Source organism: Hymenobacter artigasi (genome assembly GCF_012275535.1).
Classification (GTDB): domain Bacteria; phylum Bacteroidota; class Bacteroidia; order Cytophagales; family Hymenobacteraceae; genus Hymenobacter; species Hymenobacter artigasi.
The window spans coordinates 194,440-207,650 of the sequence record NZ_JAAVTK010000005.1 but is presented as its reverse complement, the minus strand read 5'-3'; the positions used below and the strand labels follow the sequence as shown (position 1 = coordinate 207,650).

The 13,211-nt window shown below is 60.3% G+C and carries 9 protein-coding genes; 2 read left to right on the top strand and 7 right to left on the bottom strand.

What is annotated here, in order from left to right:
- Positions 1-160: 160 nt before the first annotated feature.
- The 4 genes from HBN54_RS10775 to dnaG form a co-directional block, all read right to left on the bottom strand.
- The gene (locus HBN54_RS10775; RefSeq protein ID WP_168673197.1) at positions 161-1,354 is read right to left on the bottom strand and encodes a glycosyltransferase; all 1,194 of its coding nucleotides are present in this window, start codon (positions 1,352-1,354) and stop codon (positions 161-163) included.
- Complete coding sequence (locus HBN54_RS10770) at positions 1,354-2,583, bottom strand: glycosyltransferase family 4 protein (protein WP_168673196.1); 1,230 nt, start codon at positions 2,581-2,583, stop codon at positions 1,354-1,356. The genes HBN54_RS10775 and HBN54_RS10770 overlap by 1 nt, the downstream gene beginning before the upstream one ends.
- Positions 2,584-2,670: 87 nt before the next feature.
- Complete coding sequence (locus HBN54_RS10765) at positions 2,671-3,726, bottom strand: potassium channel family protein (protein ID WP_168673195.1); 1,056 nt, start codon at positions 3,724-3,726, stop codon at positions 2,671-2,673.
- Between the two features lie 110 nt (positions 3,727-3,836).
- Positions 3,837-5,981: a DNA primase gene (gene dnaG / locus HBN54_RS10760; protein WP_168673194.1), complete on the bottom strand. Its 2,145-nt coding sequence runs from the start codon at positions 5,979-5,981 to the stop codon at positions 3,837-3,839.
- 267 nt (positions 5,982-6,248) lie between these two features.
- Between dnaG and HBN54_RS10755 the strand changes: the two genes are divergently transcribed.
- Positions 6,249-9,281, top strand: a complete 3,033-nt coding sequence (locus tag HBN54_RS10755; RefSeq protein ID WP_168673193.1) for a leucine--tRNA ligase — start codon at positions 6,249-6,251, stop codon at positions 9,279-9,281.
- 135 nt (positions 9,282-9,416) lie between these two features.
- Here the strand turns inward: HBN54_RS10755 and HBN54_RS10750 are convergent, their stop codons facing one another.
- Both HBN54_RS10750 and HBN54_RS10745 read right to left on the bottom strand, forming a co-directional pair.
- Positions 9,417-9,749 carry a type II toxin-antitoxin system RelE/ParE family toxin gene (locus tag HBN54_RS10750; RefSeq protein WP_168673192.1) on the bottom strand — a complete coding sequence of 111 codons (333 nt, stop codon included), beginning with the start codon at positions 9,747-9,749 and terminating at the stop codon, positions 9,417-9,419.
- Entirely contained in the window at positions 9,746-9,994 is a 249-nt protein-coding gene (locus HBN54_RS10745) for a hypothetical protein (protein WP_168673191.1), read from the bottom strand. Before HBN54_RS10745 ends, HBN54_RS10750 begins: the two co-directional genes overlap by 4 nt.
- A 166-nt stretch (positions 9,995-10,160) precedes the next feature.
- Between HBN54_RS10745 and HBN54_RS10740 the strand changes: the two genes are divergently transcribed.
- Positions 10,161-12,749, top strand: a complete 2,589-nt coding sequence (locus HBN54_RS10740; protein WP_168673190.1) for a M14 family metallopeptidase — start codon at positions 10,161-10,163, stop codon at positions 12,747-12,749.
- 109 nt (positions 12,750-12,858) lie between these two features.
- Here the strand turns inward: HBN54_RS10740 and HBN54_RS10735 are convergent, their stop codons facing one another.
- Positions 12,859-13,209, bottom strand: a complete 351-nt coding sequence (locus HBN54_RS10735; RefSeq protein WP_168673189.1) for an MmcQ/YjbR family DNA-binding protein — start codon at positions 13,207-13,209, stop codon at positions 12,859-12,861.
- Positions 13,210-13,211: the final 2 nt, after the last annotated feature.

Below are 13,211 nucleotides of genomic sequence, written 5' to 3'. Positions count from 1 at the left end.
CGCCGGTGCAAAGTTAGCCCCGGCCGGTTACGTCCTGCCCGGCCGCAGCTCAGCAGCGGCGAAGTAGCGCAGAATTTGTAGTCCGCATCCCCGGTAGAAACCCGAACGGCGCGGGGACGCGGACTACAAAGTCCGCGCTACTTCGCCGCCCTTAACAAAACTATTTCGCCTGCTGAAACCGCTGCGTGGGCTGCCAAACGGTGGTTTTAACGCCCCGCAGGTAGCGCCAGTAGCCCAGCAGGAGCGCCGCGTTCATGCTGTAAAAATGCGTGATAAAGCGCAGCAGCCGGGGGTGTCGGCCGGTGCGCTGTAGCGCGGCATCGAGCAGCAGCAGCAGCGGCAGGCCCAGCTGGCCGGCCAGCGCCAGCCAGAAAAACCACCCCGCCCCGCGCGCCACCAGGCCCACCGTGGCGGCCAGCAGCAGCAGCAGCAGCTGCGGCGTGCACCAGCGCAGCACCTTGTGCGACCACCACGCAAACGCTACGCCGCGCCACGGCGGCCACAGCAAGCGGCGAAACTCACGCAGGTTCTGAAAGTTGCCAGCCGAAATGCGCGCCTTCCGCCGGAATTCCTCGGGCAGGTGGTCCGACACGTCCTCGTAGCAAATAGCGTCCAGCTCGTTGATGGCTTGGTAGCCATCGCGCAGCACGGCCATGGTGATATAGAAATCATCGACCAGAAAATCGGCCGGGGCCGGGTGGTAGCAGGCGCGTCGCACGGCAAAGCAGCCACCAAACGCGCCCATCATCGCGCCCCACACCACGCCTTCCTGGAATTTCATTAGGTTTTCGCGCTCCAGGTATGCTTTCTCCTGGCCCGAAATACCTTCGGCCCGATGGTCGGGGTTGAGAATATTGCCGCCCACCAGGCCAATGGCCGGGTTATGAAAGTGCTTGACGAGTTCAAACAAGGTATCAGGCGCGAAAAACACATTCGCATCCGTGAGCACCAGCACCGGGGCGATGGCCTGCCGGGCCAGGCGGTCAATCACGCCGGGCTTGCCGGTGCGCTGGCCGTAGGCTTCAAATTGCAGCTGCGGGTGTTTTGCGGCCAAATCGGCCAGCAGGGCGTTGGTCTGGTCCGAGGAATTATCGGAGCCCACCAGCAGCCGCAGCCGGTCGAGCGGATACGTGGTGGCGAACGTGGAGCGGATTTTCTCTGCAATCACGGCTTCCTCGTTGTGCGCGGCCAGCAAGATATCCACGGCCGGCAGGTCGGATGCGCCGGCCGCGTACACATCCGGGTTTTGCCGGCGGCCCCGGGCCAGCCGGGCCAGCAGCACCGGAAACAGCACGTAGGTATGCGCCACCAGCAGCAGGCAGCCCCAAAACACGAGCAGAAGCGCGGCCGTCATCATGCGGCCGGTGCCGGCCGCAGCCGCTCGTAGAGGTCAACAAACTGCCCGGTTACCCGGCGGCGGTCGTAGGTGTGGGTGGCGGTGTGGGCGGCAGCCGCGCCGATGGCAGCCACGGGCAGCTCCTGGCGGCCCCAGGCACGCAGGGCGTCCAGCCACTCGGCGGCGGTGTCGCGCAGCACGATGTCGTGGCCGTCGCGCACGGCAATGCCTTCGGCGCCCAGCGTGGTGCTCAGCACGGCCTTGCCCAGGGCCATGGCCTCGATGATTTTGATGCGCATGCCGCCCCCGCTGAGCAGCGGCACCAGCATCAGCTCGTATTGCTGCATAAAGGCCGGGGCCGACTCGATAAAGCCGTGCACAAACACGTTGTCGGTGCGTGGGCGCAGCAGGTCGTCGGGGGTACCGCTGCCGGCAATGTGCAGCTCCACATCGGGCATTTCGGCGTGGAGGGTGGGCCAGATTTCGCTCAGCAGCCAGTGCAGGCCCTCCAAGTTGGGCAGCCAGTTCAGCGAGCCAATCATGAAGAGGGTACGCGGTTTGGGCTTTACCAGCGGGTCGGGTTGAAAGCGGGCAAAATCGACGCCGGCCGGAATGAATATGACCGGCTCGGGGCAGCCCAGGGCTTTTAGTCGCCCGGCATCGTCGGCGGTAATGGCGGCCACGGCATCGAACTGAGCCAGGTGGCGGCGCTCAAAACGCTCCAGCCGGGCGGCCATATCGCGCAGGTAGCGGCGTTTAAGGGGGTTTTGCTCGCGCCCGGCCAGCATGTGCCAGATGGTGTGCTCCAGGTTGTGGGCGCGCAATACCAGTGGCGGCACGCGCAGGCCGGCGTTTTCGCGGCGGCCCAGCAACTCGGCATACCAAGCGGCAAAGGTGCCCTCAAACTGCACTACATCCACCGTTTCATTTTGCAGAAGCTCCACCAGCTTCTCCCCCACCGCCGGGCTGATAAACCGCTCCACGATGTAGGGCTGGCGGCTCAGCAGCAGGTTTTTCAGCGCTTTCACCGGCGTAATGTCCGTATTTACATCCACCGTCACCAGCCGGAAATTGGGGCCGAGGTGGTGTAGCGCATCCGCCGGCTGGTGGTGCTTGGGCGTGTTGATGGCCAGCATGGTCACGCGGTGGCCGGCCTGCACCAGGCCCGCTGCAACGTCATACATGGCAATAGCACCCCCGGTAGTGAGCGGATAAGGAACGCGCGGGCAGAGTTGCAAAAGGTGCATTTAGGCAATTATAAATTTTGAATTATAAATTATAAGATTCAATAAATAGCGGCGAAATTTCCAGGAATTTATAATTTATAATTCCCTCTAAAGCTGCCGGAAGCGTACTTCGAAGTTTTCAATCTGCTCTTCGCTGCCGAGCACGAGCAGCACATCGCCGGCAATGGGCACGTAGTCCACGGGCGGGCTCACCAGCAGCGAGCCATTGGCTTGGCGCAGGCCGATGATGGTGGCTCCGGTGATGGAGCGCACGTCGAGCTCGCGGATGGTGCGGCCGTGCAAATCGCGCCGGATTTGCTGAAACGTCATTTCCTCGAGGCGCAGCTTGTCGGCGCTGAGGCCCGAAATCAGGTCGAGGAAGCGGATTACTTCGGGGCGCACCACCAGCTTGGCCATGTGCGAGCCCCCAATTTCGTCGGGCATCACCACCGAGTCGGCCCCGGCCGAGAGGAGCTTGCTTTCCGAAGTTTTGAGCGAGGCGCGGGCGATGATTTTCATGCGCGGGTTCAGGGCGCGGGCCGAGAGGGCGACGAACACATTGTCAGCATCCTTGGGCAGCGAGGTGATGAGGGCCGAGGCCCGCTCCACGCCGGCTTGTTTCAGCACAAGGTCGGTGGTGGCATCGCCGAAGACGGTGAAGATGCTGCCGCCGGGCACGCCGTCGCCGTCGTAATCCTCACCGGTGTGGCCATCGGTAATGCTTTTCATGAGCTCCTGATTGGATTCTACCACCACCACGCGGGCCCCGCTGGCCCGCAGCTCCTGGTAGGCACGGCGGCCGTTGCGGCCAAAACCGCACACAATAACGTGGCCGCTGAAACGCTTTATCTCCTGGTCGGTTCGAATCATTTTATAAATTTTGCGCAGCTCGCCATCAAAGATAAAGGAAGAGAAAACCGACACGAGGTAGGCCACCACCACCAGGTTGTAGAGGATGTAGATGGATACGAACAGCCGCCCCATCTCCGAAAACGTGTGAATTTCGCCAAAGCCCACAGTGGCTACGGTGGTCACCGTCATGTAGAACGCATCGATGGGCCCGTAATGCTCGATGTAGGTGAAGCCGGCCATGCCGATTATCAGGCTCATCATGGTGAGGATGACGGCCAGAATCAGGCGATTGATGTTGAGGCGTTGGAGCATTTTTTCATTTAACAATTAACATTTATCATTTAACAACCTGACTCTTAGCATTCGGAGCAGTCACGTTTTTCGACGGTCTGTTAAATGATAAATGTTAATTGTTAAATGACTTAGGCGCCCCGTGCCACTACCGTGCCCAACAGCGCGGCCAGTTCGTTATCCAGCTCCTTGAGACGCTTGATGTCGCCCAGGATTTCGAACATTTCGGCGTCTTCCAGCGGGTGGCGCAGCTTTTCGAGGCACTGGTCGAGCTCGCGCTGCACGTGCACTTTGTTGAGGCGCAGCACGGCATTATCGCAGGCCAGCTGGGGCAAATCTACTTCGTTGAACACGTAGATTTCCTTGGTGCGCCAGTTGGGGCTGATTTCGTAGCGCTCGGTGGCCAGGTCGGTGATGAGCTGGCGGATGTCCTCGCGCTCGTTCTGGGCTAGCAGGCGGGCGTCGGGGAAGCGGCCGGCCAGCAGCTCCTGCCGGCAGATTTCCCACATCTCAGCGAAGAGCGGCTTGGTGAGCGGATTTTCGCCGAGCTGGCCCATAAGGTAGCCGGCCACGCTCACCTCGGGCTCGATTTCGCGGCCGGAATAGAGCACCAGCAGGCGCAGAACCTCGCGCTCGCAGACCTGGAGCATGTCGGGTATATCGTCAGCATCTTCCGGCCGGGCTTTGGTGGGCTGCAGGGCCGTACTCAACGATTCGACGGCTTCGGCCCCACCGTACATGAGCATTTCGGCCTCCTCCTCGTCGCTCATCGGGCGCTGGGCCGGGGCCGAGCGCGGGTTGGAGCTGGGCGGGAAGCCACTGTTGGCGCTGCCCGCTCCGTTGCCGTAGTTGCCGCGGTTATCGCCACCGTAGTTGCCCGAGCTGCTGCCGCTGCTTTGGCCGCTGCTGTTGCCGTAGCCGCCGCTTTGACTGCCCTGCTTAGGCGCGGGCGCTTTCACCAGCTTATTATACTCCGTAATAAGCACCTGCTCATCAATGCCGAACGTGGCCGAGGTTTGCTGCAAAAACACCTGGCGCTTGATGGCATCAGGCACTTTGGCGATGCTGTGCAGCACGTCGCGGATGGCCTCGGCCTTCTTCACCGGGTCGCCGGAGGCCTCGCGGGCCACAAGCGTGGTTTTGAAGGTGATGAAGTCCTGGCTTTTGGTTTCGATGTACTCGGTGAAGCGCTGGTCGCCCACTTTGCGGATGTAGCTGTCGGGGTCGTCGCCGTCGGGAAACAGCACTACGCGCACGTTCAAACCGCCTTCGAGCAGCAAATCGGTGCCGCGCAGCGAGGCCTTGATGCCGGCCGCGTCGCCGTCGTACAGCACTGTCACGTTATCGGAATACCGCTTGATGAGCCGGATTTGCCCTTCCGTGAGCGAGGTACCCGACGAGGCCACCACGTTCTTGATACCGCCCTGATATAAGCTGAGCACGTCCAAGTAGCCCTCCACCAGATAGCAGACTTCCTGCGTCCGAATGGCCTGCCGGGCCTGGAACAGCCCGTAGAGCACGTCGGACTTGTGGTAAATCTCCGACTCGGGCGAGTTCAGGTACTTCGCCATCTTGTCGTCGCGCTTCAGGGTGCGCGCCCCGAAGCCCACCACCCGGCCGCTGATATTGTGAATCGGGAACATCACGCGGCCCCGGAACCGGTCGTAGCGCCGGCCGGTATCCTTGCCCTGGTCGTCGGTTTTGATGACGGTTAGGCCGGTTTTTTCCAGATACTTCTTGTCGAAGCCAGCCGTTTCGGCGGCTTTCATCAGGTCGTCCCAACTATCGAGCGAGTAGCCCAGCTCGAAGGTTTGGATGGTGCTCAGGTTCAGGCCGCGCTCCTTGAGGTAGCCGTAGCCGATGCTCATGCCCTCGTCGGAGTTCAGCAGCAGGCGGTGGAAATGGGTTTTGGCGAAGTCCGAAACGATGAACTGGGAGTCGCGCTCGTTCTGCTCCAGCTGCTGCTGGGGCGTCTTTTCCTCCTCTTGAATCTCAATGGCGTACTTCTTAGCCAGGTATTTCAGGGCCTCTACGTAGCTGGTGCCTTCCACGTCCATCACAAACTGCACCACGCCACCGGCCTTTCCGCAGCCGAAGCATTTGTACAGGCTCTTGGCCGGGTTCACGGAGAACGACGGAGACTTTTCGTTGTGGAACGGGCACGGGGCCCACAGATTCTGACCTTTGCGCTTGAGCTGCACAAAGTCGCCGACGACTTCCACGATGTCGGCGGTCTGGATAATCTGGTCAACTAGTTCTTTGGGGATGCGGGCCATGGGTGGCGGAAATAAAACGTAGTGCGGCGCGACCGGCTCACCTCACCCCCTAGCCCCCTCTCCCGCGGAGAGGGGGAACTAGTCCTAAACTAGATTCTAGATTTTTTTTAGAGTTAGAGGCTAAACCGGCTAAAACTAGAAACTAGTCCCCCCTCTCCGCGGGAGAGGGGGTTAGGGGGTGAGGTGAACGCGTGAACGTTGCCTGCAACAAATTTCGCCCTACTTTCTCCTACGTCCTACCTTTGCCCGGAATAAACTCCGCGCAAGATGCCCGCATACCGTCCCGAAGAAATCGAAAAGAAGTGGCAGGCCCACTGGAAAGCCCACCACACCTTCCAGGCCCACAACCACTCCGACAAGCCCAAATACTACGTGCTCGACATGTTCCCCTACCCCTCCGGGGCGGGCCTGCACGTGGGGCACCCGCTGGGCTACATTGCCTCCGATATCGTGACGCGCTACAAGCGCCTGCGCGGCTTCAACGTGTTGCACCCCATGGGCTTTGACTCGTTCGGCCTGCCCGCCGAGCAGTACGCCATCCAGACCGGCCAGCACCCCGCGCTCACCACCGACAAGAACATTGAAACCTACGTGCAGCAGCTCAGTAGCCTCGGTTTCAGCTACGACTGGGACCGCGAAATCCGCACCTCCGACGCTTCCTACTACAAGTGGACGCAGTGGATTTTCCTCAAGCTGTTCAACTCCTGGTACAACCTCGACACCAACCGGGCCGAGCCCCTCACCGACCTCACGGCCCGCTTTGCCGCCAGCGGCAGCGAGGGCATCCGCGCCGCCGGCGACGATGGCGACCGCCTCAGCTTCTCGGCCGGCCAGTGGCAGCTATTCTCTGAAAAGCAGAAGCTGGCCGCCGTGCTCCCTTACCGCCTGGCCTACCAGCAGGACACCTACGTGAACTGGTGCCCCGGCCTGGGCACCGTGCTCAGCAACGATGAAGTGAAGGATGGCCTGAGCGAGCGTGGCGGCTTCCCCGTCGAGCGCCGCCTCATGCCCCAGTGGAACCTGCGCATCACCGCCTACGCCGACCGCCTGCTGGCCGGCCTCGACCAGCTCGACTGGCCCGATGCCGTGAAGGAAATGCAGCGCAACTGGATTGGCAAGAGCATCGGGGCCGAGGTTGAATTTTTAATTAAGAATGAAGAATTAATAATTAATAATTCCGACGAGGCAGCAGCTGATAACCAGGCACCAGGCACCAAGCACCAAGCACTAGGCATTAAAGTCTACACAACCCGCGTCGATACCATTTACGGGGCCACGTTCCTGGTGCTGGCCCCTGAGCACGAGTTGGTGGACACGCTCACCACGCCCGACCAGCGCGCCGCCGTGGATGAGTACATCGCCGCCACCAAGCGCCGCTCGGAGCGCGACCGCATGACCGATGTGAAGGCCGTTTCCGGCGTCTTCACCGGCGCGTATGCTCTAAACCCAGTGAACAACGAGCCCGTGCAAATCTGGTTGGCCGATTACGTGCTGGCCGGCTACGGCACCGGCGCCGTGATGGCCGTGCCCAGCGGCGACCAGCGCGACTACCTCTTCGCCAAACACTTCGGACTGCCGATTCCGGCCATTTCCGACGCCCAAAAGGACCTCGACCAGCAGGCCGACCCCACCAAGGAAGGCCGCTACATCAACTCCGGCATCATCAACGGCCTCACTTATAAGGAAGCCACCCCCAAGCTCATCGCCTTCCTCGAAGAGAAGGGCCTGGGCAAAGGCAAGGTGAATTTCCGCCAGCGCGACGCCATTTTCGGCCGCCAGCGCTACTGGGGCGAGCCCATTCCGATTTACTACAAGGACGGCACCGCCTACGGCATCGCCGAGGCCGACCTGCCCCTCGTGCTGCCCGAAATCGACGAGTACAAGCCCACCGAAACCGGCGAGCCGCCCCTCGGCCGCGCCCAGGACTGGCTCTACAAGGATAAATACCCCTACGAGCTGAGCACCATGCCCGGCTGGGCGGGCTCGTCGTGGTACTATCTCCGCTACATGGACCCCACCAACGAAGCCCGCTTCGTATCGGAAGAAGCCGAGCAGTACTGGGGCAGCGTGGACCTCTACATGGGCGGGGCCGAGCACGCCACCGGTCACCTGCTCTACGCCCGCTTTTGGTACCTGTTCCTGAAGGATTTGAACCTTGTGAGCAGCGGTGAGCCCTTCCAGAAACTGATTAATCAGGGGATGATTCTGGGGCGGTCGAATTTCGTGTATCGTGCAAACCTCTCGTTTACATATAATCCAAAACCTGGGCGGAATATTGAAATTAGCTTGAGTGAAATACCGACGCTATTTGTAACTAAAACACTTGCTGATTCCTTTAATTCTGAAGATGCAACGAAGAAAGCTGAGGCTACTGAAGTAATTCTGTCTTGGTACCGCAACAGAATCAGTAGCTTGTTGAGCAAGTATCCGGATGCCGTTTTTCATGCTACTACAGCAGAAGACTTAAGCATCACCCCTCTTCATGTTGATGTTAGCATGGTGGAGAATGATTTGCTCGATATGCAAGCCTTTAAGAAGTGGCGGCCTGACTATCATTTTGCCGAATTCATCACCGAAGACAACGACACCTACGTCAGCGGTTGGGAAGTCGAGAAAATGTCAAAAGCCAAATTCAACGTCGTTAACCCCGATGTGCTGATTGGCAAATATGGCGCGGACGCCCTGCGCCTCTACGAAATGTTCCTCGGCCCGCTGGAGCAATACAAGCCGTGGAACACCAACGGCATCAGCGGCGTAAGTGGCTTCCTCAAGAAGCTCTGGCGCCTCTTCCACCCCGAAGACGGCGACCTGGCTGTAACTGACGAGCCCGCCACGCCCGCCGAGCTCAAGGTGCTGCACCGCGCCATCCAGAAGGCGCAGGAAGACATCGAGAAGTTCAGCTTCAACACCTCCGTCAGCCTGTTCATGATTACCGTGAACGAGCTCACGGCCCTCAAGTGCCACAAGCGCGCCATCCTGGAGCCGCTGGTGCTGCTGGTGAGCCCGTATGCCCCGCATCTCGCCGAGGAACTGTGGCAGGAACTGGGCCACGCGCCCGGCAGCATCAGCACCGCCGGCTACCCCGAGTTCCGCGAGGAGTATCTGGTGGAAGACGTGGTGACCTACCCGCTGGCCATCAACGGCAAAGTGCGCGAGCAGATGGATTTCGCCGCCGCCGCCACGCCTGCTGAGATTGAAACCGCTGTGCTGGCGTCAGATTTCCTGGCCAAGCACGGCGAAGGGAAATCGGCCAAAAAGGTGATTGTGGTGAAAGGCCGCATGGTGAACGTGGTGGTGTAGTGAGTTGTGCGGTAAGCTTTAGCTGGCACCGCAGGGCCGTTATGTAGCTCCAACGATAATACAGCCATGCAGTGCCAGCTAAAGCTTACCACACATGCAAAAGGCCCGCTGCGATTGCAGCGGGCCTTTTGCTTTTCAGAGTAAACCGTTTTCTTTTAACAAATTATCTCGTTCGTTATCCGAAATTGAATCCTGCTCAGACTTGTCGTAAACAGTCAGCAAGTAAATTTTCTTGCCAACAATCTTAATACAGGTAATCACGCGGGCCCCACCACTTTTCCCAGCATTTTTGGATTTGATGCGCATTCGGACTTTGTAGCAGTCGCGGCCCAAAGCTTCGCCAGCTTGCGGGTTGGATTCTAACTCATCAATTAGTCGTTCGTAATCATCATCCGTTGACGCGTATTTCTTTTGAAACCGCCGAATATTGCGTTCGAAACGGTCAGTAGCAATGACTTCGAAACTCATTTTTCTGCTCGTAATTCAATAAGCAACTCACGGGCAGTTTTGAGCTTGATTTTCCCTTGCTGGTGCAGCTCCACCTCATTCAAGGCCTCGCGGAAATCGTCAATCCACTCCTGCTGCTCAGGCGTGTATTTCTTCGGCTTTGGCGAGGCCACTGTTTCGGCCTTGATGGCAAAGGGTAGGGCTTTGACCACCTTCATCAGCGGAGCAAACTGGTCGTCGGGAACGGTGAGAATAACTTGGCGCATGCTGCAAGATACGTGGTTTATAGAAGTAACTGCCGGAAGCCAGCGGTTGGTTCAGTGGCAAAGGGACGCGGCTTAAAGCCACCTAAATTCCAGCTATAGTTATGTCTCCACGCTTCACTTGCATCTTTGTCCTTCAAAACTGTTTCTAACTCCAATTCGCTTCTTCATGCGTGTCTCCTCTTCTGCCACCAGCCTGCGGGTTGGTAGCTGCTGGCTGCTGCTGTTGCTGCTCAGCTTCACCACCCGCGCCCAAACCACCGACGCCACCGGGCCGCTGCTCACCCCCGAACAATTCCTCGGCTACAAGCTCGGCGCACAGTTCACGCCCCACGCCGAGCTGCTGCGCTACGTGGCACACATCACGGCCCACGCGCCCGGCCGCATGAAGCTGGTGCGCTACGGCAGCACCTACGAGAAGCGCCCGCTGGAAGTGGTGCAGATTGCCAGCGCCGAAACCTTCGGCCGCCTCGACGACGTGCGCCACAACAACCTGAAGCTGGCGGGGCTGGAAAGCGGCGGCGGCAAGAGCCAAGAGCCCGCCGTGTGCTGGCTGAGCTACAACGTGCACGGCAACGAAGCGGTGAGCTCCGAAGCTGTGATGCAGGTGCTCTACGACCTGGCCAACCCCCAGGACCAGCAAATGCAGGATTGGCTCAAAAACACCGTCGTCATCGTCGACCCCTGCATCAACCCCGACGGCCACGACCGGTACGTGAACTGGTACAACCGCGTGCGCAACCAGTCGCCCAACACCAGCCCCGACTCCTGGGAGCACCACGAGCCCTGGCCCGGCGGCCGATTCAACCACTATTACTTCGACCTGAACCGCGACTGGGCCTGGCAGACCCAGCAGGAAACCAAGCAGCGCATCGCCCTCTACAACCAGTGGCTGCCGGCCGTGCACGCCGACTTCCACGAAATGGGCCCCAACAACACTTACTACTTCTCGCCCGCCGCCAAGCCCTACCACGCCGACCTCACGGCCTGGCAGCGCAAGTTTCAGGGCGTGCTGGGCGACTACAACAAGGTGGCTTTCGACAAGAATAACTGGCTGTATTTCACCCGCGAAGTCTACGACCTCTACGCCCCCACCTACGGCGACACCTGGCCCAGCTTCAACGGTGCCATCGGCATGACGTATGAGCAGGGCGGCGGCGGTCCCGCCGGCGTGGCCTACGCCCGCCTCGACGGCGACACCCTCACGCTGGCCCAGCGCATTGCCCACCACCACGCTGCTAGCCGCGCCACCATCCAGGCCACCGCCGAGCGGCACGACGACCTGCTGCGCGAGTTCCAGAGCTACTTCGCCACCGCGGCCAGCAAGCCCCAGGGCGAATACAAAAGCTACGTGATGGCCGCCGGCAACGACCCCGGCCAGCTCCACGCTTTCACCCAGTACCTCGACCGCAACCAGATTCGCTACGGCTACGCCCCGAAGCGGGTTAAAACGCGCGGTTTCAACTACACCTCCGGCAAAACCGGCGACGTGCAGATTGAGCCCCGCGACGTGGTTATCAGCATGTACCAGCCCAAATCGACGCTGGTAAAAGTGCTGTTCGAGCCCCGCCCGCAGCTCGAAGACTCCCTCACCTACGACATCACCTCCTGGGCCCTGCCCTACGCGTTCGGTCTGAAATCGTACGCCATTGCCGGCCGCCTCGATGCCTCGGGCAGCGCCACCGCCGCGCCCGCGGTGAAAGGCAGCGCCGCCATGGCCGACAAGCCCTACGCCTACCTCGCCCGCTGGAACAGCCTGCAGGACGTCCGCTTCCTCAGCCGCCTGCTGCAGCAGAAAGTGAAGGTGCGCTACGCCGAAAAGGCGTTCGAGTCGGAAGGCCAGCAGTACGCGCCCGGCACGCTCATCATCACCCGCACCGGCAACGATGGCCTCGGGGCGCGCTTTGACCAGCTGGTGCGCGCCCAGGCCGACTCGGCCGGCACCACCGTGATGGCCGTAAAATCGGGCTTCTCTACCACCGGGCGCGATTTGGGCTCCGGCTCGGTGCACTTCGTGAAGCAGCCCACCGTGGCTGTGGTGGCCGGCACGGGCGTCGATGCCACGGCTTTTGGCGAGGTGTGGCACTTCTTTGAGCAGCAGCTCGGCTACCCCATCACGGTGCTCGGCACCGACTACCTCAGCCGCGTTTCATTGAATAAATACGACGTCCTCATCCTGCCTAACGGCGGCGGCTACGGCGACGTGTACAACGACCGCAACCTCGAAAGCCTGAAAACCTGGGTGCGCGACGGCGGCCGCCTCATCGCCATGGAAGGCGCGGCCAGATTCCTGGCCGGCAAAAAGGACTTCCTCCTGAAAACTAAAACCGCCGACTCCGTTGCCATTAAGAAAGCCGCCAAAGAAAAACCCTACCGCCTGCTGCGCCGCTACGGCGACGCCGAGCGCGAAGAAGCCGAAGACGCCGTGCAGGGCAGCATCTACCGCGTGCAGCTCGACAACACCCACCCGCTGGCCTTCGGCTACGGCGACACGTACTTCGCCCTCGTGCGCAACCCGCTCAACTACAATTTCCTGGGCAAAGGCGGGTGGAACGTGGGCGTCATCAAGAAGGACAGCTACTCGGCCGGTTTCACCGGTACTAAGGCTCGCAAGGAGCTGAGCGACACTTTCGTAGTCGGCACCCAGGATTTGGGGCGCGGCGAGGTCGTTTATCTGGGCGATAACCCGCTGTTCCGCGCCTTCTGGCAGGGCGGCAAGCTGATGTTCGGCAACGCCGTATTCCTGGTAGGGCAGTAAAGTCGAAAGCACGTCATGCCGAACGCAGTGAAGCATCTCTACCGCAATAGTAAACCTAATTACTGCTGCGGTAGAGATGCTTCACTGCGTTCAGCATGACGTGTTTTAGTTATTCCTCCAGCGTTGCCTTTACCGCCTTCGGCAACGATGCCCGGACCAACTCATACGAATGGTCAATCAGCTCGCGGAGCTGGCCATCCGGCGCGCCGGCCCCGATGAGCACCGTGTTCCAAAGCTGCTTGTTCATGTGATAGCCAGGCAGCACGTAGTCGTGCGCCTCACGCAGCTCGACGGCCCGCTCGGGGTCGCACTTCAGGTTGATGCTGGCGAAGGTATTGATGTCGGTCAGGGCGAACATTTTACCACCAACTTTGAACACCAGCGTATCGGGTCCAAAAGGCGTGTGCTCAGTCACTCCCGCTTTCAGCAAGCAGTAATCGCGGAAATCCTCAATGTTCATAT